At 66.2% G+C, this 24,726-nt stretch carries 19 protein-coding genes and 2 pseudogenes; 10 read left to right on the forward strand and 11 right to left on the reverse strand.

Annotated elements, in window-relative coordinates:
• Positions 1–95 precede the first annotated feature (95 nt).
• Complete coding sequence (locus ARADN35_RS0114000) at positions 96–728, reverse strand: response regulator (protein WP_010463169.1); 633 nt, start codon at positions 726–728, stop codon at positions 96–98.
• Positions 729–852: 124 nt separating this feature from the next.
• Between ARADN35_RS0114000 and ARADN35_RS0114005 the strand changes: the two genes are divergently transcribed.
• The 7 genes and pseudogenes from ARADN35_RS0114005 (at position 853) to ARADN35_RS0114030 (ending at position 6,267) form a co-directional block, all read left to right on the forward strand.
• Positions 853–2,256, forward strand: a complete 1,404-nt coding sequence (locus ARADN35_RS0114005; protein ID WP_010463171.1) for a sensor histidine kinase — start codon at positions 853–855, stop codon at positions 2,254–2,256.
• A gap of 187 nt (positions 2,257–2,443) precedes the next feature.
• Positions 2,444–2,608 carry a DUF1328 domain-containing protein gene (locus ARADN35_RS27360; RefSeq protein WP_010463174.1) on the forward strand — a complete coding sequence of 55 codons (165 nt, stop codon included), beginning with the start codon at positions 2,444–2,446 and terminating at the stop codon, positions 2,606–2,608.
• Between the two features lie 54 nt (positions 2,609–2,662).
• Complete coding sequence (locus ARADN35_RS0114015) at positions 2,663–3,055, forward strand: hypothetical protein (protein WP_010463177.1); 393 nt, start codon at positions 2,663–2,665, stop codon at positions 3,053–3,055.
• 109 nt (positions 3,056–3,164) lie between these two features.
• Positions 3,165–3,482, forward strand: coding sequence for a BON domain-containing protein (locus ARADN35_RS0114020; RefSeq protein WP_010463178.1), 318 nt, complete (start codon positions 3,165–3,167; stop codon positions 3,480–3,482).
• A gap of 174 nt (positions 3,483–3,656) precedes the next feature.
• Complete coding sequence (locus tag ARADN35_RS0114025; RefSeq protein ID WP_010463180.1) at positions 3,657–4,838, forward strand: zinc-binding metallopeptidase family protein; 1,182 nt, start codon at positions 3,657–3,659, stop codon at positions 4,836–4,838.
• Positions 4,839–5,158: 320 nt separating this feature from the next.
• Positions 5,159–5,218, forward strand: a pseudogene (locus tag ARADN35_RS28840) (alpha-E domain-containing protein); the annotation flags it as partial.
• A gap of 89 nt (positions 5,219–5,307) precedes the next feature.
• Positions 5,308–6,267, forward strand: a complete 960-nt coding sequence (locus tag ARADN35_RS0114030) for an alpha-E domain-containing protein (RefSeq protein ID WP_010463183.1) — start codon at positions 5,308–5,310, stop codon at positions 6,265–6,267.
• Here the strand turns inward: ARADN35_RS0114030 and ARADN35_RS0114035 are convergent.
• The 3 genes from ARADN35_RS0114035 to ARADN35_RS0114045 all read right to left on the reverse strand — a co-directional run bounded on the left by ARADN35_RS0114035 (position 6,233) and on the right by ARADN35_RS0114045 (position 13,509).
• Positions 6,233–7,201 carry a transglutaminase family protein gene (locus tag ARADN35_RS0114035; protein ID WP_035197853.1) on the reverse strand — a complete coding sequence of 323 codons (969 nt, stop codon included), beginning with the start codon at positions 7,199–7,201 and terminating at the stop codon, positions 6,233–6,235. The two genes, ARADN35_RS0114030 and ARADN35_RS0114035, sit on opposite strands and share 35 nt — an antisense overlap.
• Before the next feature lie 2 nt (positions 7,202–7,203).
• Positions 7,204–9,843, reverse strand: a complete 2,640-nt coding sequence (locus tag ARADN35_RS0114040; RefSeq protein ID WP_010463188.1) for a circularly permuted type 2 ATP-grasp protein — start codon at positions 9,841–9,843, stop codon at positions 7,204–7,206.
• A 159-nt stretch (positions 9,844–10,002) separates the two neighbouring features.
• Entirely contained in the window at positions 10,003–13,509 is a 3,507-nt protein-coding gene (locus tag ARADN35_RS0114045; RefSeq protein ID WP_010463190.1) for a transglutaminase family protein, read from the reverse strand.
• Between the two features lie 187 nt (positions 13,510–13,696).
• Here ARADN35_RS0114045 and ARADN35_RS0114050 point away from each other — a divergent pair, with 187 nt between their 5' ends.
• Entirely contained in the window at positions 13,697–14,419 is a 723-nt protein-coding gene (locus ARADN35_RS0114050; RefSeq protein WP_029414019.1) for an alpha/beta fold hydrolase, read from the forward strand.
• Between the two features lie 72 nt (positions 14,420–14,491).
• Here ARADN35_RS0114050 and panC read toward each other — a convergent pair whose 3' ends face one another.
• On the reverse strand, positions 14,492–15,337 hold the full coding sequence (gene panC, locus ARADN35_RS0114055) for a pantoate--beta-alanine ligase (RefSeq protein ID WP_010463194.1): 846 nt from the start codon (positions 15,335–15,337) through the stop codon (positions 14,492–14,494).
• A 41-nt stretch (positions 15,338–15,378) separates the two neighbouring features.
• Entirely contained in the window at positions 15,379–16,260 is an 882-nt protein-coding gene (gene panB / locus ARADN35_RS0114060) for a 3-methyl-2-oxobutanoate hydroxymethyltransferase (RefSeq protein WP_010463196.1), read from the reverse strand.
• A 165-nt stretch (positions 16,261–16,425) separates the two neighbouring features.
• Here panB and nadC point away from each other — a divergent pair, with 165 nt between their 5' ends.
• Both nadC and nadA read left to right on the forward strand, forming a co-directional pair.
• Positions 16,426–17,274, forward strand: a complete 849-nt coding sequence (gene nadC / locus ARADN35_RS0114065; protein ID WP_010463198.1) for a carboxylating nicotinate-nucleotide diphosphorylase — start codon at positions 16,426–16,428, stop codon at positions 17,272–17,274.
• Positions 17,271–18,408 (forward strand): annotated as a pseudogene (gene nadA / locus ARADN35_RS26400) (quinolinate synthase NadA). The gene nadC and the pseudogene nadA overlap by 4 nt, the downstream one beginning before the upstream one ends.
• Positions 18,409–18,437: 29 nt before the next feature.
• Here the strand turns inward: nadA and ARADN35_RS0114075 are convergent.
• From ARADN35_RS0114075 to ARADN35_RS0114095, 5 genes are all read right to left on the reverse strand, one after another.
• Positions 18,438–19,193, reverse strand: coding sequence for an ABC transporter ATP-binding protein (locus tag ARADN35_RS0114075; RefSeq protein ID WP_010463200.1), 756 nt, complete (start codon positions 19,191–19,193; stop codon positions 18,438–18,440).
• On the reverse strand, positions 19,187–20,251 hold the full coding sequence (locus tag ARADN35_RS0114080; protein WP_010463202.1) for a FecCD family ABC transporter permease: 1,065 nt from the start codon (positions 20,249–20,251) through the stop codon (positions 19,187–19,189). Before ARADN35_RS0114080 ends, ARADN35_RS0114075 begins: the two co-directional genes overlap by 7 nt.
• Positions 20,248–21,471 (reverse strand): ABC transporter substrate-binding protein, encoded by a 1,224-nt coding sequence (locus tag ARADN35_RS0114085; protein WP_010463205.1) that lies wholly within the window; start codon positions 21,469–21,471, stop codon positions 20,248–20,250. The genes ARADN35_RS0114080 and ARADN35_RS0114085 overlap by 4 nt, the downstream gene beginning before the upstream one ends.
• A 66-nt stretch (positions 21,472–21,537) precedes the next feature.
• Entirely contained in the window at positions 21,538–22,803 is a 1,266-nt protein-coding gene (locus tag ARADN35_RS0114090) for an MFS transporter (protein WP_010463207.1), read from the reverse strand.
• Positions 22,803–24,722, reverse strand: a complete 1,920-nt coding sequence (locus ARADN35_RS0114095) for an IucA/IucC family protein (protein ID WP_010463209.1) — start codon at positions 24,720–24,722, stop codon at positions 22,803–22,805. The genes ARADN35_RS0114090 and ARADN35_RS0114095 overlap by 1 nt, the downstream gene beginning before the upstream one ends.
• Positions 24,723–24,726: the final 4 nt, after the last annotated feature.

Genomic DNA, 24,726 nt, shown 5'->3' on the forward strand with positions numbered 1-24,726 from the left:
TGCCGCGCGGGATGCGCGGCGGGGCTTCTTGTTTTTACCGCTCCTGTTGTCTGGCTGAGCAAGCCGCCAGGACCCCGGACTGAGGCCACCCCATGTCAGTCAATCAGGCGGTTCTTGAGCGCGTAGTAAGTCAGATCGCTGTTGGACGACAGACTCATCTTTTCCATCAGCCGTGTGCGGTAGGTGCTCACCGTCTTCACGCTCAAAGACAAGGCCTTGGCGATATCGCCCGCCGTCTCCCCCTTGGCCAGCTTGAGGAACACCTGAAACTCGCGTTCAGACAGCTGCTCGTGGGGCGGTGCGTCATCCTTGCGATTGAGCTGCTGGGCCAGCAGTTCGGCCACGGCAGGCGTCAGGTAGCGCCGGCCCAGCGCAATGGTGCGGATCGCCTCCACGATTTCCGAGGGTTCGCATTCCTTGTTCAGGTAGCCGCTCGCACCCTGGCGGATCAGGTTGATCGCATAGTGCTCTTCGGGATATCCGCTCAGGATCAGGATGCCCATGTCGGGAGCCTTGGCGCGCAGCATGGCCAGGGCATCCAGACCGCTCTGGCCGGGCATCGAAAGGTCCATCAGCAGGACATCAATTTCCTTGTTGCGCACGAGGTCGATAGCTTCGCGCCCGTTGGAGGCTTCGCCCTCCACCCGCAGATCCACATGCTCCGACAGGAACTGCCGCAGCCCGGAACGAACAATCGCGTGGTCATCCACAATGCCAATCTTGATCATCGATCTTTCTTTCGCAGGGCGGTGATGCCGCTCCTGATGTTTGTTGGTTGCAAATTGTTCCGGCACTTCACCCCTGGTGGCAGGGTGGTGCCCGGGTCTACACACATTATCCAGAATACCGCGTATGAGTCTTAAAGAAAACACCCGCATCTGGCTGCCCAAAGTCCGCAGGATGGCACTGAGCCTGCCCATGGCGTTGCTGGCGGCCATGGTGCTGGTGGGTATCAATGAAACGGGCCACATGCGGTCTCAGGATGCGGTGGAGCAAATGACCCACGGCCAGAACACGCGCAAGGCCGTCAATCTGCTGCTGCAGAGCATGCTGGACGCAGAAACAGGGCAGCGTGGTTACCTGCTCACCGGCAACGAGACTTACCTGGAGCCGTACGACAAGGCCGTGGCCACCGTGCAGACCAACCTGGACGGCTTGCGTGGGCTGTTCATGGACGCCCCGGATGACATGCAGGAGTTTGCGCTGCTGTCGCGGCAGATATCCCGCAAGCTCGCGGAGATGGAGCTGAGCCTGCGCTTGCGCCGGCAGGGCAACGAAGATGCCTGGAAGTTCATCCTGCACACCGATGTGGGCAAGGAACACATGGAGGCGATCCGCAAACACGCGCTGGAATTGATTGCCCGCAGCGACCAGCACGTGAAACAAGGTCAGGAGCAGATCGAGCAGTCGCTCATGCTGTCGCGCATCGGCATTGCCACCGTCACCGTGATTGGCTTGTTGGCGTTTTACATGTACCTGCGCCAGGCGCAGGCGCTGCAGGTGGTCAACCTGCGCGAGCAGGCCCTGCTGGAGCGCGAACGAGACCGCCTAGAAGGCCTTGTGAAGGTCCGCACGGCAACACTTTCCGAGCTGGCGAACCACCTTCAACAAGTGCGCGAAGACGAGCGCGGGCACCTCGCGCGGGAGCTGCACGATGAACTGGGCGCGTTGCTCACAGCGGCAAAGCTCGATGTGGCGCGGCTCAAATCCAAGATCGACGCCAATGCCCCTGAAGTGGCAGAACGGCTCAAGCACCTGACCGAAACGCTCAACAGCGGCATTGCGCTCAAGCGCCGCATCATCGAGGACCTGCGCCCTTCGTCGCTTTCCAATCTCGGCTTGACGGCCGCGATCGAGATTCTCACGCGCGAATACGCCGAGCGCGCGGGCATCGAGGTCGAGACCAGCCTGGAGGCGGTCCAGCTGCCCGATGCGTCGCAACTCACGGTGTACCGCATGGTGCAGGAGGCGTTGACCAACATTGGCAAATATGCCAAGGCCAGCAAGGTGCTGGTGTCGGTGCATGGCTACCCCACCCATGTGGCCGTCCAGGTGCGCGACGATGGCGAGGGGTTTGACCCGGCCACGGTGCGGCCTACGTCGCACGGGCTTTCTGGAATGCGCCACCGGGTGGAGTCTGCGGGCGGCAGGCTCTCCATTACCTCCCGCCCTGGCAACGGCACCCTGGTTTCCGCCGTGCTGCCGCTGCAGCGCCGCAGCGCCGAGTCGCCGCAGGTCCCCGCACTGGATGCTTGACGAGGATCGAGCCGGGGTGCAGCAGGTCCCGTCCTACAGGCGGCTCGCTGTGCCGCCGACAGGCCCGCGCGCCGGGCACCGGCATCTTTGGCCCCGAAGGTTCCCTACAGTGAATCCCAGGCGCTGAAGTTCTTGTGCCAACCCAACCGCCGGCAACCGGCCACCTCAAGAGGAGAAGGAGAAAGAAATGTTGCACTACGCAGTTGTTTTTCTGGTGATCGCGTTGATCGCTGCCCTGTTCGGCTTTGGCGGTATTGCTGCCGGTGCCGTGGGCATCGCCAAGATTCTGTTCTTCGTGTTCGTCATCATGGCGGTCGTGACCTTTGTACTGGGTCTGCTCAAAAAGGGCTGACGCCCCGGACCGCGCAATCAAGCACCCGCATCCACCCTTTCAAGGAGTTTCCGCATGAGTATCCAGACCGCTACCGATAAAGTTGCCAACAGCGCCCGCCATCTTGCCGACGACGTGCTGCAGAGCGCACAGGACGCCGTGCAATCCACCCGCACGGCCGCCAACAACTCGTTGGAAAAAGCAGAGGAAGGTGTGCGTGCGCTGCGCAGCCAGACCGACCCGGTCATTGACGATCTTGCTGCACGTGCGCAGGATCTTGCAGCACGCAGCATTGGCTACTGCGCAGAGACAAGCGCCCGGGCCCGCCGCCAGATGCTGCAAGCCGCAGACGCCACGAACAAATATGTTGCCGAGCAACCCGGCAAGTCGCTGGTGATTGCCGCCGCCTCGGGCGCGGCACTGGCCACGCTGGTGCTGTGGATGTCGCGCCGTCGGCACGCCTACTGAGCCGCACCCATCTCCCTACAGTCCGCCGGTCGCGGAGGGTGCAACAGACCGGCAGATTGCAATCTTCCAGCACCCGCGTTCCCAACCATTCTCAAAGAAGGACAACACCATGAAATACGCACGTGCACTCGCTTTTGCCGCTGTCGCTGGCATCACCATCATCACGGCCACTGGCTGCTCGGTAGCCCGTGAACAACAAACCGTTGGCTCCTATGTGGACGACGCCGGCATCACCACCGCCGTGAAAGCCAAGATGGCGGAAGACAAAAACGTATCGGCCACTTCCATCAGCGTAGAGACGCTCAACGGCACGGTACAGCTTTCGGGCTTCGCCAAGTCGCAGGCTGAAAAGAACCAGGCGGAAGCCATTGCACGCAACACCAAGAATGTGCGTGAAGTGCGCAACAGCATCGTGGTTCGTCCCTGACCGGATTGCCTGACACCATGCGCCTGCGGTCTTCCAAAGCCGAAGGCGCATAGGCACTGACCGCCAAGCAGGCTCCGGGCATGTCCTGGAGCCTGCTTTTTGCATGGGTGCATCTATTGGTGCCTCCCAAGCCTTGTGCGTTGGCCACACTCCACGGGGTATAAGCTTCACACCATGCGGGTATTCAATTGCGACCATTGCGGTCATCTGGTTTTTTTCGATAGCGTGCAGTGCCTGCACTGTGGCAGCGCGCTGGCATTTTTGCCCGATGTGCTGACCATCGCGGCCCTCGCGCCTGCGCCGCAGGACGGTGCCGACCTGTGGAGGCGCAGGGGCGGGCGCGGCAGCACCGACTACAGTGGCCGCCTGTACCGCATGTGCCGTAACCATACCGAGCACCAAGCCTGCAACTTTGCGGTGCCGGCCAACGACTACGCCGAACTGTGTGTGTCCTGCCGCCAGACCCGGGTGCTGCCCGATCTTTCGGAGGCGGCCAACATGGGCCGCTGGATGCAGATCGAGGCTGCCAAGCGGCGCCTGTTTTACAGCCTGGCCCGTCTGGGCCTGGAGCCGGCACCGGGGCGCACCGGGCCGGTTTTTGAATTTCTGGCGGAATTGCCCGGTGGGCCCCCTGTCATGACGGGCCACCACGGCGGGACGATCACTCTCAATGTGGCCGAAGCGGACGATGACGAGCGCGCACGCCGCCGCATCGCGCTGGGCGAACCTTACCGAACGCTGATTGGCCACCTGCGCCATGAGTCTGGCCATTTTTACTGGGACCAGCTAGTGCGTGACGGTGGGCGCCTGGAAGACTTCCGCCAGATGTTTGGCGACGAGCGCCAGGACTATGCCGCCGCGCTGGAGGCCCACTACGCCAAGGGCAACGACCTGGGCGACTGGGCTGATCACCACGTCAGCGCCTATGCCGCCGCCCACCCCTGGGAGGATTGGGCGGAGACCTGGGCCCATTACCTGCACATGATTGATCTGCTGGAGACATCGGCCAGCTATGCCACCGAGGTCACGATCCCTGGCATCTATGGCGCGCAGCGCAGCAGCGCCATCGACCCGTTTGCCAGCCCGGCACCTGATTTCCAGTCCATGGTGCAGCACCTGGTGCCGCTGACACTGCTGCTCAACAGCCTCACGCGCAGCCTGGGACAGCCCGATGCCTATCCGTTTGCGCTGGCCGGCGAGGTGCTCGCCAAGCTGAGGTTTGTGCATGACGTGGTGCGCGAAGCCGCCCAGCGACCGACCCCGGTCGCGGCTCCTGCCCCATCGGTGCCCCCTGTACCTGCCGCCAAACCCATCAATAAAAAGAATAGCAAGATAACCAGCAAGGACATGCGCTAGCGCCTGATTTTTCTCAAATTCTGCCGTTATCCAAGGGTTGGGGCGACCACGGCCTGGAACTTGCTAAATGTCTGCGAGGAGATTGGCTCTCATGCAGAAGTTCAACGCGATGGTTATTCCGCTGCCCCCGCAGCGTTGGAGCGGTGTGGCGGGTTGGTCTGGTTCGCCAGGCGTGATGCCGGTGCGCCCTGCCGGGGCAGGGTTTGCGCACGGCGCGTGCGCAAACCCTTGGCGTGGTAGGCCGCCAAGACAACCGGGGTGCCGGGCGAGCCACCCCCACCGAGGCGAATGCACACACATCACCAAGGGAGGTCACGACCATGCTGAGCCGCACTGCTGATCACCTGTTCTGGATGGCCCGCTACACCGAGCGGGCAGAAAAGCCCTGCGCAGCCGGGCTTTCGACACAACACCGCCAGCGTGCGCAGCACGCCCGGGGTTCTCTGCCCCCGTTGAACAAGGAGGCCGTATGCTGAGCCGCACTGCCGACCACCTGTTCTGGATGGCCCGCTACACCGAGCGGGCAGAGAACACCGCCCGCATGCTGGACGTCAACTACCAAAGCGCGCTGCTGCCGCAATCCACCGAAGTGGCCATGCAGGGCTGGCAGGGGCTGTTGTCCATCAGCGAGCTGCTGCCCGCCTACACCGCCCAGCATGGAGAGGTGACCCCGGCGAAGGTGCTGCATTTCATGGTCAAGGACCCGGCCAACCCGTCGTCCATCGTGGCCTGCCTGCAGGCCGCGCGAGAGAATGCCCGGGCCGTGCGCGGTGCGCTGAATACCGAGGCGTGGGAGATCCTGAACCAGACCTGGCTCGAGGTGAACCGGCTTATTGACGGCGGTGCACTGGAGAGGGACCCGGCGCGGTTCTTCGAATGGGTGAAGTTCCGTTCGCACCTGTCGCGTGGCGTCACGGTGGGCACCATGCTGCAAGACGAAGCTCTGCACTTCATGCGGCTGGGCACCTTCCTGGAGCGGGCCGACAACACGGCGCGCCTGCTGGACGTGAAGTTCCACGCCGTGCAGAGCGACTTCATGGGCACGGCCACGGAGCAAGACCAGGATTACGACTTCTACCACTGGAGCGCGATCTTGCTGAGCGTGTCCGGCTTTGAGACCTACCGCAAGGTCTACCGCGACGTGATCACCCCCGAGCGGGTGGCCGAACTGCTGATCTTGCGTGCCGACATGCCACGCTCACTGCATGCCTGCATGAAGGAGGTGCTGGGTAACCTCGACATGCTGGGCAGCGGCCAATCTGCAGAGACGCAGCGGCATGCGGGGAGGCTTCTGGCCCACCTGAAGTTCGCGCGCATCGACGAAATTCTGACCCACGGATTGCATGCTTATCTCACGCAGTTTCTGGAGCGCGTGAACGACCTGGGCGCGCGTATCAGTCAGGATTTCCTGGTGCCTTCGACGGCATGACGGGGGCCACTTCGGGTGCCGCTGCGGGTTCGCTGACCGGCACGGGCTCCACGGTCACCCCCACCTGCAGCACATGGTGGTCGCCACCATGGATCACGCCGCGCAGCGGCGACACATCCGAGTAGTCGCGCCCAACAGCCAGGGTCACATAGTCTTCGCCAGCAGCACGGTCGTTCGTCGGGTCCAGGTCAAACCACTCCGTGTCCTCTGCCGTGCCCTCGCTGTCCTTGGCTGCGGGAGACCACACCGAAACCCAGGCGTGCGAGGCGTCGGCCCCCACCAGCCGTGGCTGGCCCGGCGGGGGCTCGGTCAGCAAGTAGCCGCTCACATACCGCGCCGCCAGGCCCATGCTGCGCAGGCAGCCGATCATCACGTGGGCAAAGTCCTGGCATACGCCCCGGCGCAGCCGCAGGGATTCGAGCGCGGGCGTGCCGGCATCCGTGGCGTGGGCCGTGTAGACGAAGTCGGCATGGATGCGCGACATCAGGTGGCTGGCCACCGCCATCAGCGGGCGCCCTGGCGCAAAACTCTCGCGGGCATAGGCCACAAAGTCGGTGTGCCGGGGGATGTAGGGCGAGGCAAAGCCAAATTCGGCGGCAGGGTGGAAGGGCATGCCACGCCGGTAGGCCAGGCGTTCACGCACCGCCTCCCAAGGTTCGCCGGGTGGTGCTGGCGGCGGCGGTGCGGTCTCCAGCAGGCTTTCGGCGCGCACGTGCAGCCGCTCGTGGGTGAAAGGCAGGTTGAAGAATGCGCGGGTGTTGCCAAACACATCCTGGGCGGTTTGGCACTGTGTTGGGGCGGGTTCCACGTGCAGCGTGTGGGTCAGCACGCGCTGCACCAACCCAGTGCGCGGCCGCAGGTGGGCCATGTGCTGGGCGTTCTGCACCGCCGGCGTGTACTGGTACACCGTTTCGTGGATGACGCGCAATCGCATGGTCAAGCTCCGATGCTGTACCGCAAGGCATCCACTGAATGGGTGAAATAGCGCGTGGCCAGCACCTCCGACAGGCCCATCACACCCCGCACACAGCTGCCCAGGTACTGCTCCAGCGCGGCATGCCGGCCCTCGGCATCCTGCGCGCACAAGGCGACCAGCGACAGGTCGGACGCTTCGGGGATGCCCGTGGCCGCGGACTCTCCGGGTGTCCCTGCGGCCGCCTCGATCTTGGCAATGCGCCCGCGCAGCGTCTGGGCCACCCAGGCCAGGGACCGGGGGTTGTCGCGGTCGATCACCAGCAGGTCGAGCAGCGCGGGCATGTCGCGCCGCTGCTGGTACTGGGCGTGGAAGGTGATGGTGCTGTCAAACAGCGCGATCATGGCCTCGAAGCCACTTTCGTCGAACACCGCTTCCGTCTGCAGGCCACTTTCGAGCGCAGCGGCCAGAAAGCCCAGGCGCTCCAGGTGCCTCCCGATCGACAGCAGCCGCCAGCCATCGTCGCGGGTCATGCGGTCGGTCTGCTGGCCGGTCATGGCGGCGGTGCGGCCGCTCAGGGCTTCGAGCTGGCGCAGCGCGTCCAGCGGTGAATAGTCGCCGTCTTCCGCAACGCCCGGGCCTTGCGCAAAAAACTCGGCCTCGGCATTCACGATGAGGTTCCAGTGCTCCTGCGACAAGCGGTCACGCACGGCCGAGGCCGCCCCGAGGATGCCGCGCAGGTTGTAGCCCACGCTGGTGATCTGGGCGGCATTCGTCAGCCCCGCGATGAGCGAGCGCTCGAACACGCGACGCGCCTGCGTGGCCGGCGGCACGGTGGACAGCACCAGGCCCTGGCCCACGGCCATCGCCCCCAGCCAGGCCAGCAGTGGCTGGGACGACTGGTCTTCGCCGTTCAGGCATTGCAGCGCAATGCGTGCCAGGCGGGTCACGTTCTCGGTGCGTTCGGTGTAGCGGCCCAGCCAGAAGAGGTTTTCGGCCGCGCGGCTGGTCACCTGGCGGCTGCGGTGCACCACGGCCGGGGCGCTCTGGTTGTGGGCGAGCAGCGTGGTGGTGTCCACCTGACCGTCGGTCAGCACCCAGACATCGGCGCTGCTGCCACCACGCTGCATGGACGTGATCTCGCTGTCACCGGTGGCAATGCGCGCCAGCCCGCCCGGCAGCACCCGCCAGGAGCCCGGACCATCACACACGGCAAACACGCGCAGCATCACCGAACGGGGCGCAATGCTGCTGCGCGGTGGCTGCCCCGGCGGGCCGGGGTGCCACGTCGGCATCTGCGACAACGGCAGGTGGGCCTGCACGGTGTATTCGTCCCCCTGGCCCTGGATGCGCTGGGACCACTGCGTCAGGTCTTGGGGCGACTGTGCACCGCCGAGCACCGGCACCCGCTGCCCCATGGGCCAGGTGGGCCGGATCACGCTGTGGGCCAGTTGCGGCAGCACCGCCTGCATGGCAGAGCGCTCGCCACACCACCAGGTGGGCAGCGACGGCAGCGCGAGCTCTTCGCCCAGCAGGTGGCGCGAGAGCGCGGGCATGAAGCCCAGCAATGCCGACGATTCCAGGAACGCCGACCCCGGCGCATTGGCCACCAGCACGTTGCCCGCGCGGATGGCCTGCAGCAGGCCGGGCACGCCCAGGCGCGAGTCGCTGCGCAGCTCCAGTGGGTCGAGAAACTCGTCGTCCAGGCGCTTCAGGATGCCGTGCACCGGCTGCAGGCCGTGCAGCGTCTTGAGGTACAGGCGCGCATCGCGCACGGTGAGGTCGTTGCCTTCGACCAGCGTGAGGCCCAGGTAGCGCGCCAGGTAGGCGTGCTCAAAGTAGGTTTCGTTGTACGGGCCGGGCGTGAGCAGCACGATGCGCGCATCCTGCCCGGCTGGGCTCATCTGCCGCAGCCCGTCGAGCAACGCGCGGTAGGTGGCGGCCAGGCGCTGCACATGCATCTGGCGGAAGGCCTCGGGGAACAGGCGCGAGATGAGCAGCCGGTTCTCCAGCAGGTAGCCCAGGCCCGACGGCGCCTGCGTGCGCTGCGTGACGACCCACCAGTCGCCCTGCGCATCGCGCGCCATATCGAACGCAGCGATGTGCAGGTGCGTGCCGCCCACGGGCTGGACCCCATGCATGGCGCGCAGGTAGCCCGGGTGGCCCTGCACCAGCGCGCTGGGGAGCAAGCCTTTGTGCAGCAACTCTTGCGGGCCATACACGTCGGCCATCACGCGGTCGAGCAGGCGCACGCGCTGCAACACGCCACGCTCGATGTGTGCCCAGTCGCCTTGCGAGAGGATCAGCGGAAACAGATCGACCGACCAGGGCCGCTGTGGGCCGTCGGCATCGGCGTACACGTTGTAGGTGATGCCGTTGTCGCGCACCTGGCGCTGCAGGCTCTGCATGCGCCGGTCCAGGTCCTGGAAGCCCTCGGGCCCCAATTGATCGAAGAATTGGGCCCAGGCGCTAGTGATATCTGGCTTGTTTGCTATTGATTTTGGAGTGCCTGATGCAGTGGCAGCACCGGGGGCGTCCGCCACGCTGGCACCCCGCAGCTCGTCAAAATGCCCGGCCGCCGCAGCAGGCGCCAGTGCAGCCGCCAACTGGGCTGCGCTGTCAGAAGGGTCGGGGGTGGGGAGGCTGTCGTTGAGGTGGTTCACTGCGCTCGATTTTCGGGCATTTGTTCGACAACACTCTGCGGGTAACCCGCACCGTCGAAACTGGCGGGGCCGATGCCAGAGACGCCAAGCAAGGGCCGCCCCGCAGCAAGGGCGTCGTCCCCCTGGGGGGAAGGCGCGCAGCGACTCAGGGGGGCTTCTCTACCTCCGCATCGTGCGCCGCAGATCCAGTGTGAACGGAAACTCCCGGCTGCCCGGCAGCTCAATCGTCGCAGGCGGCACCGCCAGCCTGCCCGGTGTGTGGCCCATGCGCGAGAACCGCGCGAGGCGGCGGCTTTCGGCCTCGTAGGCGTTGACTGGGAAGGTGTCGTAGTTGCGCCCGCCCGGGTGCGCCACGTGGTACTGGCAGCCGCCCAAAGAGCGGTTCATCCAGGTGTCCACGATGTCGAACGTGAGCGGCGCATGGGCGCCAATGGTCGGGTGCAGGGCCGAGGGCGGGTTCCAGGCCTTGTAGCGCACGCCCGCCACAAATTCGCCGGTGGTGCCGGTGCTTTGCAGCGGCAGAGGCTGGCCGTTGACGGTGACCACATGGCGGCTTTCGTTCATGCCCGTCACGCGCACCTCGATGCGCTCCAGCGACGAGTCCACATAGCGCACGGTGCCCCCGGCTGAGCCTTCCTCGCCCATCACATGCCAGGGCTCCAGCGCGTTGCGCAGGGTCAGCTCCACACCCATCGACTTGACGGTGCCGACCATGGGGAAGCGGAACTCGAACTGCGGTGCAAACCAGGCCGCGTCAAACGCGTAGCCTGCGGCGTTCATCTCGGCCACCACATCGTGCATGTCCTGCTGGATGAAGGTGGGCAGCATCCAGCGGTCGTGCAGCTCGGTGCCCCAGCGGGCGGCGGGGGCACGGTAGGGCGTCTTCCAGAAGCGTGCAATCAGGGCGCGCAGCAGCAACTGCTGCACCACGCTCATGTGGGCGTGGGGCGGCATCTCGAAAGCGCGCAGCTCCAAGAGGCCCAGGCGGCCGGTGCTGCTGTCGGGCGAGAACATCTTGTCGATGGAAAACTCGCTGCGGTGGGTGTTGCCCGTCACGTCCACGAGGATGTTGCGCAGCGTGCGGTCCACCAGCCAGGGCGGCATGTCCTGGCCGTACAGGGCGCGGTTGGACTCAATCTCGCGCAGCGCGATCTCCAGCTCGTACAACTGGTCGTTGCGCGCCTCGTCCACACGCGGCGATTGGCTGGTGGGGCCGATGAACAGGCCGCTGAACAGATAGCTCAGGCTGGGGTGGTTGTGCCAGTAGAGCAGCAGGCTGGCCAGCAGCTCGGGCTTGCGCAAGAACGGCGAGTCGGCCGGTGTGGCGCCACCCATCACGAAGTGGTTGCCGCCCCCGGTGCCGGTGTGGCGGCCATCGGTCATGAACTTCTCGGCCGACAGGCGCGTCTCCCACGCGGCCTGGTACAGAAACTCGGTGTGCTGCACCAGCTCCTTCCAATGGCTGGCGGGGTGGATGTTCACCTCGATCACGCCCGGGTCGGGCGTGACTGCCAGCACCTTCAGGCGTGCGTCGCGCGGGGGCGGGTAGCCTTCCAGCACGATCTTCATGCCCAGCTCTTCGGCCGTGGCTTCGATGGCGGCCAGCAGGTCCAGGTAGTCGTCCAGGCGCGCCAGCGGCGGCATGAAGACATACAACACGCCATACTTTTCACCCACCGCTTCCGCCTTGGGGCCGCTGGACCGGCGCGGGTCGCGCACCTCGACGCACATCGCAGTGCGCGACAGCCCGGCGGCCGACTGGAACTTGCCTGGGGGCTGCATGCCCGCATGGGGATCGGGCTGGCCCGCCTGGCGTGCGTGGTCGCCGCCTGCGGTGCCTGCAACGCCTTGGGCCACCCGGCGTGCCTCGCTGGGGGCGGTGGCACCTGCCAGGTAGGGCAGGTCACGGTCGCCGGTGACGGGGCCCGGTGGAACGGAATACCGTGCGCGCAGCGTGGTGGCGGCGGCCAGCGGGCCCTGGGGGGCGGTCGGGTCTGGCGGGATCAGGTGGTCGGTGTCGGCGGCCTTCACCCAGGGCAGGGCGTCCAGGGGCAGCCGGTAGCCCATGGGCGAATCGCCGGGGATGAGCAACATGCGGTCGTCGCGGAAGAACCAGGGGCCGGTGCTCCACACGCTGCCCACCAGCTTGCCCGACCCTTCACCCGCCTGCAGCGGCAGCACATAGCCGATCACGCTGTCGAGCTTTTGCTCGAACACGCGGCGCAGGCGAGCGCGCTCCAGCTCGTCGTCCAGGCGCGCGTCAAACGGGTCCACGTTGACCGGCAGGCGCCGCTCGCGCCACAGGTAGTAGAAGGTGTCCTCGTAGCCGGGCTGGATATAGCGATCGGTGATGCCCAGCTTGCGCGTGAGGTGGTGCACAAAACGTTCTGCGTCCGCGCTGGTGTAGTGCGATGGGTTGCGTTCGTCGGCAAACAGCGCGGGGTTTTTCCAGGCCGGCTGGCCGTCGGCGCGCCAGCAGATCGACAACGCCCAGCGGGGCAACTGTTCGCCGGGGTACCACTTGCCCTGGCCAAAATGCAGAAAACCACCCTGGCCATATTCGGCGCGCAGCTTGTGCACCAGCTCGGTGGCAAAGCCGCGTTTGGTGGGCCCCAGGGCGTCGGTGTTCCACTCGGCAGCGTCGCGGTCGCCCACGGCCACAAAGGTGGGCTCGCCGCCCATGGTCAGGCGCACATCGTTCGCGGTCAGGTCGGCATCCACCTGGTCGCCCAGCGCCTGCACGGCCTGCCACTGGTCTTCGGTGTAGGGCTTGGTCACGCGCGGCGATTCGAAGATGCGCGTCACGCGCATCTCGTGGTTGAACTCCACCTCGGCCTCGTCCACCCCGCCTTCAATCGGCGCGGCGCCGGAGGGCTGGGGCGTGCAGGCCAGGGGGATATGGCCCTCGCCCGCCATCAGGCCGCTGGTGGCGTCCAGGCCGATCCAGCCCGCGCCGGGCAGGTAGACCTCGCACCAGGCGTGAAGGTCGGTGAAGTCCACTTCGGTGCCACTCGGGCCATCGAGCGCCTTCACGTCGGGCGTGAGCTGGATCAGGTAGCCCGACACGAACCGCGCCGCCAGCCCCAGGTGGCGCAGCAGCTGCACCAGCAGCCAGCCAGAGTCGCGGCACGATCCACTGGCTTTTTGCAGTGTCTCCTCGGGGCCCTGCACGCCGGGCTCCATGCGGATGAGGTAGCGGATGTCCTGCGACACCTGCTGGTTGAGCTTGACCAGGAAATCGATGGTGCGCTGCTCGGTGCGGTCGATCTTGTCGAGGTAGGCCTGGACCAGCGGGGTGACCGGGTCGGCCGCCAGGTACGGCGCCAGCTCTTGCTGGATCTCTGCGCTGTAGTGGAACGGAATCTGCTCGGCCTCGGGCTCCAGGAAGAAGTCGAAGGGGTTGTACACCGCCATCTCGACCACCAGGTCCACCGTGATCTTGAAGCTGCGCGTCTTCTCGGGGAACACCAGCCGTGCCTGGTAGTTGGCAAACGGGTCTTGCTGCCAGTTGATGAAATGCTGCGCGGGCTCGACCTTGAGCGAATACGAAATGACGTTGCTGCGGCAATGGGGGGCGGGACGCAGGCGAACGGTTTGAGGCCCCAGGCCAACCAGCCGGTCGTATTGATAATGCGTGACGTGGTGGAGCGCGGCGTGGATGGGCATATGCAGGGCATGCTAGCAAGTCCCGAGCCATCGTGGTAAACAATCCCCGCGCCGGTGCCTTGTGTTCACGGCCTGTTCACAATCTGCGGTGCCGGTCTTTCCTTTCCAGTGGGCGACGCCGAACCCTCCACCGTCCGCCCCCATTCCTTCACAGCACCATCTTGGTGATTCACCCTGCCGCATAGCCATGTCCCAGCCACCCCAACTCCTGCTTTTGCCCGGCCTGGCGGCCGATGAACGTATGTGGCGGGGTGTCTTGCCCCATATGCCCGAGGCCCTGCGCCCGGTGGTGGCCACCGCCCACCAGGACGCCATGCTGCACACCATCGAGGATTTCGCCGCCCGGTTGCTGGCGCAGCACGCGGGGCCGCTGGTGCTGGCCGGTGCCTCCATGGGCGGGATGGTCGCGATGGAGGCCGCGCGCCAGGCGCCCGAGCGCATTGCGGGCCTGGCGTTGCTGGGCACCACGGCGCGGCCTGAAACGCCGGACATGCGGGCGCTGCGCGAGGCTGCCATCGAACTCTTTGAACAAGGCCGCCTGCGCGAAGTGATCGAGCCCAACGTGGCCTTTGCCTTCCACCCGGACAACGCCACGCGGCCTGAGCTGGTGCAGGCCTACCTCGACTTTGTGCTGGGCGCTGGCGCCGCGCACCTAGTGCGCCAGAACCGCGCCGTCATCCACCGGCCCGATGCCCGCCTGCACCTGCCCGGCATGGCATGGCCGGTGCTGGTCGTGTGTGGTGAGGCCGACCAGCTCACGCCGCCCGAATGTTCTGCCGAGATCGCGGCGCTGGTTCCCCATGCCGATCACACCCTGCTGGCCCACAGCGGCCACATGCTGACCATGGAACAGCCCGAGGCCGTCAACCACCTGCTGGTGCAGTGGCTGGCCCGCAATGGGTGGATTTGAACCGGGTTTTGAATGTTTTTGGCCGCTGGCGCTTATCCAATAAGCGCTAGAAGCTATCAAATTGGTAGCAAATCAGAATTCGAAGTTGTCGATCAACCGCGTGCTGCCCAACCGCGCAGCCCCCAGCGCCACCAGCGTGCCTGCCGCATCGGCCGCCGTGGCGGGCAGCAGGTCCGCACGGCGGCGCACGGTGAGGTAGTCGGGCAACCATCCCCGGGCGCGCAGGGCTTCCAGGGCCTGCGGCTCCAGCGCGTTGCGGTCGCCGGGGGGCGTGTTCAGCCACTGCTGGGCCAGTTGCTTCAATGCCGAAGGCAGCGCCACAGCCTCTTGCCGTTCTTCCCGGCTCAGGTAGCCGTTGCGCGAACTCAGCGCCAGGCCATCGGCCGCGCGGCAGGTTGCGCCCGCCACCACCTCAATGGGCAGCGCAAACTGCTGCACCATGTGGCGGATCACCATGAGCTGCTGGTAGTCCTTCTTGCCGAACACGGCGGTGCCGCCGGTCTGGCCCAGCACGCAGGCAAACAGCTTCATCACCACCGTGCTCACGCCCACAAAAAAGCCGGGGCGAAAGTGCCCTTCCAGCATGTCGGCCAGCGCCGGGTCGGGGTGCACCTTGAACGTCTGGGGCTGCGGGTACAGGTCTGCTTCGCGCGGGGCAAACAGCACATCGCAGCCCGCAGCCTGCAGCTGCGCGCAGTCGGCCTCCCAGGTGCGGGGGTAGCTGTCGAAGTCCTCGTGCGGCAGAAACTGCAGGCGGTTCACAAAGATGCTGGCCACCGTCACGTCGCCCAGGGGCTTGGCCTGGCGCACGAGGGCGATGTGTCCCTCGTGCAGGTTGCCCATGGTGGGCACGAAGGCGGGGCGGCGGTGGGGCGCAAGGGCCTGGCGCAGGTCGGCGATGGAGTGGGCAATCAGCATGGGGCGAAAGGGAGTCAGTGGGCGAAAGTGAGGGGTGGCGGTTACCAGGCGTGTTGGGCGTTGTCGGGAAAGCTCCCCTGCTTGACGGCCTGCACGTACGCCTCCATGGCGCCGCGCACACTGCCAGCGTCGTGCATGAAGTTGTGGACGAACTTCGGCATTTTTCCGAGGTTCATGCCCAGCATGTCGTGCAACACCAGCACCTGGCCCGCGGTGCCGTTGCCCGCGCCGATGCCGATGGTGTGGCAGTGCAGCAGCTCGGCCGTGAGGTCGGCCGCCAGCACGGCAGGCACCATCTCCAGCACCAGCATGGTGGCGCCTGCATCCTGCAGCTCATGCGCCTCTTTGCGCAGGGTGCGGGCGTCATCGTCGGTCTTGCCCTGCACGCGGTAGCCGCCCAGGGCGTGCACTGTTTGCGGCGTGAGGCCCAGGTGGGCGCACACCGGCACGCCGCGCTGCACCAGGAACTCCACCGTGGGCGCTGTCCAGCCCCCACCTTCCAGCTTGACCATGTGCGCTCCCGCCTGCATCAGCACGCAGGCACTGCGCAGGGCCTGCTCGCGGCTCTCGGCATAGGTGCCATAAGGCAGGTCGGCCACAAGCCACGCCGTGCCTTGCACGCGGTGCAGGCCGCGTGCCACGCTGGCCGTGTGGTAGGCCATGGTGTCCAGGCCCACGCCCACCGTGCTGGGCAGCCCCTGGCACACCATGCCCAGCGAATCGCCCACCAGAATGCACTCCACCCCCGCCGCATCGGCCACGGCCGCAAACGTGGCGTCGTAGGCCGTGAGCATGGTGATCTTCTCGCCTGCGGCGCGCATCTGCTGCAGGCGCGGCAGGCTGACCGGGCGGCGCTGGGGCAGGGGCGATGCGGGCGGCAGGGTGCCGTAGGGCGTGGCGGAAACGGTGTTCGTGGCAGTCATGGGGCCTCCGTATGCAAAAATTTGCCGCGAGTCTATGCGACCAATAATGGGTGTACTTATTGGTTTCCTGCCCGGTAGAAAGCGGCCCGTGTTGGCGCAGTGGCCTTTGCGTTCCCGGTATGCTCGCGGCCCATGACAGCAGCGTTACACCCCGCGAACACCACGATGAGAGACACCGATGTAGCCGCCCTGGCCCAGGCCGACGTGGCCCGTGCCCTGGCTGAAGATGTGGGCCCTGGCGACCTCACGGCCGGCCTGATCGACCCCACCCGCCGCGCCCGCGCCCGCATCCTGGCGCGCGAGTCCGCCGTCATCTGCGGCGCCCCCTGGGCCGAAGCTGCCTTGCGCGCGTTGGATCCCACTGTGTTGATCACCTGGCATGTGGCCGAGGGCCAGCGCTGCGCCCCGGACCAGGTGGTGCTGGAGCTCACGGGCAATGCCCGCGCGCTGCTCTCCGCCGAGCGCACGGCGCTCAATTTTTTGCAACTGCTGTCGGCCGTGGCCACCAAAACCCGCACCTATGTGGATGTGGTGGCTGGCACCCGTGCCCACATCGTGGACACGCGCAAGACGCTGCCCGGCCTGCGCCTGGCGCAAAAGTACGCCGTGCGCGTGGGTGGCGGCACCAACCACCGCATCGGCCTGCACGATGCCGTGCTCATCAAAGAGAACCACATCGCAGCCGCAGGCGGCGTGACGGCAGTGCTGCGTGCCGCCGACCCCGTGGCGGCGCAAGCGAAGTTCATCGAAATTGAGGTGGAAACGCTGGAGCAGTTGACCGAGGCGCTGAACGCGGGCGCGAAGATGGTGCTGCTCGACAACATGCCCCTGCCCACGCTGCGCGAGGCCGTGCGCATCAATGCTGGCCGGGCGATTCTGGAAATCTCGGGTGGCGTCACGCTCGAAGGCCTGCGCGAACTGGCTGAGACGGGGGTGGACCGCATCTCCATCGGCACGCTGACCAAAGACGTGAAAGCCACCGATTTCTCCATGCGCCTGCAGGAGCTGTCATGACCACCACTGCCGTGCTGAACCGCATCGACGTGGAATACGACCAGCCACTGGATGCCCTGGCTGGCGGTGGGGCGTGTTCCACCCAACACGCCTGGGCCCGCGTGCCGCCCGAGCCCACGCAGGCTGAGCGCGCCGCGCTCAAGGACAGGATCCGCCGCCTGCTCAAAGAGAAGAACGCGGTGATGGTCTCGCACTACTATGTGCACCCCGACCTGCAGGACCTGGCCGAAGAAACCGGCGGCCTCGTCAGCGATTCGCTGGAGATGGCGCGGTTTGGCCGCGACCACGCCGCGCAGACGCTGGTGGTGAGCGGCGTACGCTTCATGGGTGAGACGGCCAAAATTCTGAGCCCCGAAAAGACGGTGCTCATGCCCGACCTCGATGCGACCTGCTCGCTCGACCTGGGCTGTCCCATCGAAGAATTCAGTGCGTTCTGCGATGCCCATCCCGACCGTACGGTGGTGGTCTATGCCAACACCAGCGCCGCTGTGAAGGCGCGGGCCGACTGGCTGGTCACATCGAGCTGCGCGCTCGACATCGTCGGCGCCTTGAAGGCCGCAGGACAAAAAAATCCTGTGGGCACCCGACCGTCACTTGGGCGCCTACATCCAGCGTGAGACCGGCTCCGACATGGTGTTCTGGAACGGCGCCTGCATCGTGCACGACGAGTTCAAGGCCTTCGAGCTGGAGGCGCTCAAAAAGGAGCACCCCGGCGCCAAAGTGCTGGTGCATCCCGAGAGCCCTGCCGACGTGGTGGCACTGGCCGACGCCGTGGGCTCCACCAGCGCCATCCTCAAGGCCGCGCGAGAGATGGACGCCACCGAATTCATCGTGGCCACCGACAACGGCATGATGCACAAGCTGCGCACGCTGAATCCCGGCAAGACCTTCTACGAAGCGCCCACGGCCGGCAACAGCGCCACCTGCAAGAGCTGCGCGCACTGCCCCTGGATGGCGATGAACGGCCTGGCCGATGTGGCGCGGGTGCTGGAAACCGGCGCCAATGCGATCCATGTGGACCCGGCACTGATCCCGCGCGCGCGCCAGCCCATCGACCGCATGCTGGCCTTCACTGCCGCGCTGAAGAACGGGCAGCCAACCGCAGGCCTGGTGCCGGGCATCGGGGCCGCCTGAGCCCAAGCGGAAGACTGGGTGGTGGCGGCTTATGCCACACCGTCCAAGATCACCTGGGGTGTGCCCAGCGAGCAGCTTTCGATGCGCGCCCGGATGCGGTAGACCTCGCGCAGCATGTCTGCCGTGATCACTTGGTCGCACGGGCCGCTGCGCAGCGCCTGGCCGTTGGCGATCACCAGGGCGTGGTCGCAGTAGCGCAGCGCCTGGTTGATGTCGTGCAGTGCGATGAACACGATCAGCCCCCGTTCCCGTGCCAGCACGCGCATGAAGTCCAGCACCTGGATCTGGCGGTGCAGGTCGAGCGCGCTGGTGGGCTCGTCCATGAGCAGGATCTCGGGGTCGCGCGCCAGCGTCTGGGCAATGGACACCAATTGCCGCTGGCCGCCACTGAGCTCGCCCAGATTGCGAAACGCCAGCTCCGCAATGCCAAGTGACGCAGCAATGGCGCCCACATGCCCCAGCTCTGCATCGGTCACGGCCCAGCCCTGGTGCTGCTGCTTGGCTGCCAGCAAAATGGATTCGTAGACCGTGAGACGGGCGTTGGCGCTGATGTCCTGCGGCATGTAGCAGATGCCTGCGTGGCCTTTGCGCGAACCCTGCAGCAGTACCTCGCCCGGGCCCTTGAGCATGCCGGCCATGCGCTTGAACAGCGTGGACTTTCCGGCCGCGTTCGGTCCGATCACCGCCACCATTTGCCCGGCGTGGAACACCGGCGTGCTGATGCGCTGCAGCGCCGTGCGGCTGCCATAGCGCGCGCCCAGGTCCTGCAGTTGCAATGTCACCATGAGCGCTCCTTGCTGCCCAGGATGAGCGAGATGAAGAAGGGCACGCCGATCAGCGAGGTCACCACGCCGATGGGAAAGATGGCCCCAGGGATCAGCGTCTTGCTGACCACCGAGCTGATCGACAGCAGCAGCGCGCCGGTCATCACCGACGCGGGAAGGAAAAACCGCTGGTCCTCGCCGATCAGCATGCGCGCGATGTGCGGGCCCACCAGACCCACAAAGCCGATGGTGCCCACAAACGCTACCGGGAACGCGGCCAGAAGGCTGATCAGCACCAGCGTTTGCAGCCGCAGGCGCGCCACGTTGATGCCGAAGCTGGCGGCCTTGTCATCGCCCAGGCGCAGGGCCGTCAGTGCCCAGCTGTTGCGCGCAAAGAGGGGCAGCGTGACCACGAGGACCAGGCAGGTCACACCCAGCTTCGGCCAGGTGGCCTTGGTCAGGCTGCCCATGGTCCAGAACACCACGGCCGCCACGGCCTGCTCGGTGGCGAAATACTGCACCAGCGCCAGCAGCGCATTGAAGGTGAACACCAGCGCAATGCCCAGAAGCACGATGGTCTCGGTGGTCACGCCGCGCTTCAGGCTCAGCAGGTGGATCAAGCCGGCCGACAGCATCGCCATCACAAAGGCATTGAGCGGCACCACATACCCTGCGACCGTGGGGAAGAGGGCGACGCCGAAGGCCAGACCGAGCGCGGCGCCAAAACTGGCCGCCGCCGAGATGCCCAGCGTGAACGGGCTGGCCAGGGGGTTGTTCAGCGTGGTCTGCATTTGCGCACCGGCCACCGACAGCGCCGCGCCCACCGCCAGCGCCATGAGTGCGGTGGGCAGGCGGATGTCCCACACCACCACTCGCAGTTGTACCGGCACGCTGTCAGGCCACAGCACGGCCTGCACCACGTCCTTCACGCTGTACCCCACCGGCCCGAGCGCCAGGTCCAGCAGCAGGCTCAAGGTCGTGAGCACGAAAAATCCCAGCAGCAGCCAGCGCTTGCGGCGCACCAGGGCACGGTAGCCAGCGCCCTGGCTTGCAGGGGGGGCCATCGCAGTGGCCGTCATGGGGCAGCCTTGGCCGTGGAGGGCGCCGCAGGTGTTGCGCCATCCAGGCTCACGAAGTAGCCGGGCTCATAGGGCACGGGCAGGAAACGCGCATGCATCTCGCGGTAGGTGGCGTCCGGGTCGAGGTCTGTGAACAAGGCCGGGTGGAACCACTTGGCCAGCTGCTGGATGGCCACAAACTCGTACGGGCTGTTGTAGAACTGGTGCCATATGGCGTGGAACCTGCGGTCCTGCGCAGCCCGGGTGCCAGCGTAGGCGGGGCGGCGGGTATAGGTTTCCAGCTTGCGCCGGGCCTCCACCAGGTCCGCGCCGGGGCCTACGCCAATCCAGTGGCCCGACGGTACGTAGGCCTCCCAGTTGGCGCTGGTGACCACGACCTGGTCAGGGTTGGATGCCATCACCTGCTCGGGGTTGAGCTGGCCAAAGGTGCCGGGAATCACACCTTTGGCAACGTTCGTGCCACCCGCCACTTCCACGAATTTGCCAAAATTTTCGTTGCCAAAGCTCAGGCAGCAGTCTTCGGTGTAGCCGCCGATGCGTTCAATGAACACCTTGGGCCGCGCAGGCTGGTGGGCGGCGATGGTATCTGCCACGCGCCGGATCTGCGCCGCGCGGTAGGCGATGAACTCCTCGGCGCGCTCTTCCTTGCCGAGCAGCCGGCCGATCAGGCGCATGGTGGGCTCGGTGTTTTCCATGGGGTGGTGGCGAAAGTCCACATACACCACCGGAATCCCCAGCGCCGCCAGTTTCTCGATGTAGCGCGCGTCATCGGTGGCACGTTGGGCCTCGATGTTCAGCAGGATCACGTCGGGCTTCTGCGCAATGGCCTGTTCGATGTCGAAGGTGCCGTCTTCAAAGCCACCAAAGGTGGGAATGTCGGCGATGCGCGGAAATTTCCTGGCGTACGCCGAATAGGTGTCGGGGTCGGCCTGGATCAGGTCCTTGCGCCAGCCCACGATGCGCTGGATCGGGTTGTCCGTATCGAGTGCGGCCACCAGGTACAGCTGCCGCCCTTCACCCAGGATCACGCGCTGCACAGGCACCTGCACCTGCACGTTGCGCCCCAGCAGGTCGGTCACCATGATGCTGTGCCTGCCGGAGGGCGGGGGGGATGCAGCGCCTTCGGGGGCTGCGGCCGGAGAAGCCAGAAAAATGCCGGCGGCGATGCCTGCCAGCACAAGGATAAGAAGCGCGATGCGCCAGCGGTGACCCATTGCCATGTAAAGACTCTTTGTGAATGAAGGGGTGGGGTAGGAAAAGAAGCGACGCGCCTCGTGCCTTGTCGGTCACGGCCCGGCAAGGCTGGCTGCGCCTGGCCGGGCGCGGCTGTGGCGCAGCACGGCGACGATCACCGCCAGGGCGGCGGCATAGGCCCCCGCCACGAGGAAGTAGGTGGTGTGCAAGCCCAGCAGCTGGGTCAGGCCCCCGCCCAGCGCGATGCCGGCCATGGACGAGAACTGGGCGGTGCTTTGCGCCACGCCCAGGATGCGCCCCTGCCGTTGCCCGCTCGTGGCATGCGAAATCAGGGCCATCAGCACCGGCGTGGTGGCGCCCAGCAGCACCCCCCAGGCAAAGTGCAGTGCGATAAAAAAAGCCACGCTGTGGGTGGCCCCCGCCAGCACCGTCAGCAAGGCGCAGGCGGCGGCCACCCAGGCCATGCGGACCAGGGCGTCGGGGCCCTGCAGGCGTTCGAAGTAGCGCGCCCAGAGTGTGGCCGACACGATGAACCCCATGGAAAGAAGCCCGTAGCACAGGCCCACCACCCAGTTATCCACGGCAAACACCGAGCGGACATACATCGCAAACGGGGTTTGCGTGAGCATGCGGGCCACCAGCAGGATGCCCAACACGGCCAGCAGCCCGGCCACGGGGGACGCAAACCAGGATGGTGGTTGCAACGGCGCTGCGTTGCCTGATGGCGATGGCGGCGATGGGATCGCCGTCACGCCCAGGGCGCTGCCTGCGGCAGGACGGGGCGGCAGCAGTGCGGCTACGGCGGCGGCGCACAGTGCGCACAGCAGTGCGGCGCTGAGGTTGATCCAGAAGAACGTGGCGTGGTCCAGGATGAGTCCGCCCGCCAGTGCCCCCGCCAGCGAGCCCATGTTGGTGGACACCTGCAGGTAGGCAAACAGGCGCCCCCGGACCGCTGGCACCACGGCGCTCACACCGTAGGCCTGTGCCGGTGCCAGATAGCCTGCGCACGCCCCCTGCAGAAAGCGCAGCGCCAGGACCGTCCAGACATCCTGCGTGAAGGCCAGGGCCAGCTGTGTGACTGCGAGGCCCAGGAGCGCACGGACCATCATGGGCTTGTGCCCGAAGCGGTCCCCCACCTTGCCCCAGAACGTGCTGGTGAGCGCCACGCCCAGCATGGGGCCCACATACACGGCAATGCCCGCAAACGCCAGGACGCCGGGCGATGCGTCCAGCGATTGCAGGTGCACAGGCCAGAAAGGACCGCTCATTTCCATGGCGCCCATGGAAATGAGCTGGATCACGAACAGCGCGTGAACCAGGCGGGGCAGGGCCCCGGAGGCGGCTGGCGTGGGGGCCATCACACCTTCCCGCAGGTCGGGGGCGCGCCCAGCGGGTTGGGCAGCCGGTGCTGCAGGCGGTAGTCTGCGTATTGCTGCAGGTGCATGCGCAACACCGAGCGCGTGGGCCAGGCCGCATGCAGAAACTGCTCGCGTTCCGCGTGCCAGAACTGCGGCTCGACACGCGCCTGCACCGCATCGAAGGCGCCTTCGGTTTCCTCGCGAAGAATCTCCCACAGCCAGGTGGCGGGCAACCGGTACTCGTGTGTGAGCGCCAGGGCCAGTTCATGCAGGTGGCAAACAAAACAGGCGTCCAGCACGAAGGTGCGCACGGGCTCGATGTCGTCCCGGAAGACGGTGGGCAGGATGCCCGGGTGCACATAGGGCTGCAGGGTGTGGCCGCGTGCTTCCAGCAACGGGGCAAACGTGCGCCCGTCGCCAAAGTCCCGGATCAGCAGGCCCCGCGGGCTGCCATCCTCGGCGCACAGCACGGACGTGTTTTGCTGGTGGGCCTCCAGGCCGATGCCGTAGAGCAGGTAGATCGCCACCACAGGCCGTGTGACGGCGCGCGCGTACTGCCTGAAATACGCGCCCACTGCTTCGGGCGTGGCACGGCCTGCGGTGCGTTCGATCAGTTCTGTCACCAGCGGCCGTCCGTCCAGCGGCGAGGCCGTGAACAGGGTGGCCACCGTGATGGGCAGCAGACCGTCGCTGCGGTCCAGCGCCTGGCGGGCCGCGCGGTAAGCCACCGAGAGGTGCCGCCCCGGGCGGTCCTCCTGGCGGACCGCGTGGCGGTAGTGCAGCGCCACTTCTTCGGGAAAGATTTCCAGCCGGTGGTCAAAGCCGTTTTCCTCGGCCAGGATGCGTTCGATCACTGCACTGATGCGCGGCCCCATGTGGATCGACTTGGCCTGCAGGCTGCGCTGTTCGCTGGTGAGCCACAGGGCCAGGGGCAGCTTGATGAACGGCGTGGCCCCAGGCAGCTGCGGCACCATGGTGCGAAACGACATGGTGGGGCGGGTGTCGATGTCGATGCCGTCGGTGACGAGCACACCCTCGGCTATTTCGTCCGCGTAGGTTTCCTTCACGTAGTGCTCCAGGTGCCACGTGTGAATGGGCAGGGGCAGCCAATCGTCGGTGTTCTGGTGCCGGGACCGAAGGCTATCGCTCCAGCGCTGCCACACGTCCGGGAACTGCTGGGAAAACCAGATGCGGTAGTCCAGCACATGGGGCATGCGCTCCACATAGGCCATGTCGGCCCGCAGCGCGGCGATGCGCACGGGAACGCATGCATTGAATTCCGGTGACAGCTGCGCGACTTCGGCGGGGCTCAACTGGGGCTTGCTCTTCCAGGTGGGGTAAAAAGGGTGCCCTTCGAGCGAGCCCCACTGCTCCAGCAGCACCGCAGCATCCCGCGCAGTACGGTGGTGGCGCACCCAGTCCACCAGGCCCTTGGAGCCGGTGTCCAAAACGGCTTGCCGCAGTTCTTCGTTCCAGTGGCGGCGGTGGCCGCGTGCCAGTGCGTCATTGGCGACGCTGTTGGCCATGTCGTTCTTCAGCCCGGCGACGCCCTGGGACGTGGCGGTGAAGTCAAAACAGGGCGCGAGCAGGTCGATGAGCTGGTCGGGCGTGTCGATGGCCGTCTTCTTGCCGCTCGGCTCCACCAGGGTGATCGTGCCGTCGAGCAGGAACGTGCGGGCGGGTGCGGCCCGCAGCGCGGAGAAATACACCAGGGCATGTTGTTCCCACAGCGGAAACCAGGCCGTATCGCCGTGGGGGGCAAAAACCAGCGACCCGCTGTCGAGAATGCCTTCGGCAAACAGGCAGCGCACCAGGCGCCGCAGCGCGTTGTGCTGCGCGAAAGCCTGTGCGTCTTGTGGCGGAGGGATGGAGTCCGAGTTGGGTTCTGGCCGGGCCAGGGTATGGGTAGAGAGGTGCATGGGA

The organism is Acidovorax radicis N35, assembly GCF_000204195.1.
Classification (GTDB): domain Bacteria; phylum Pseudomonadota; class Gammaproteobacteria; order Burkholderiales; family Burkholderiaceae_C; genus Acidovorax; species Acidovorax radicis.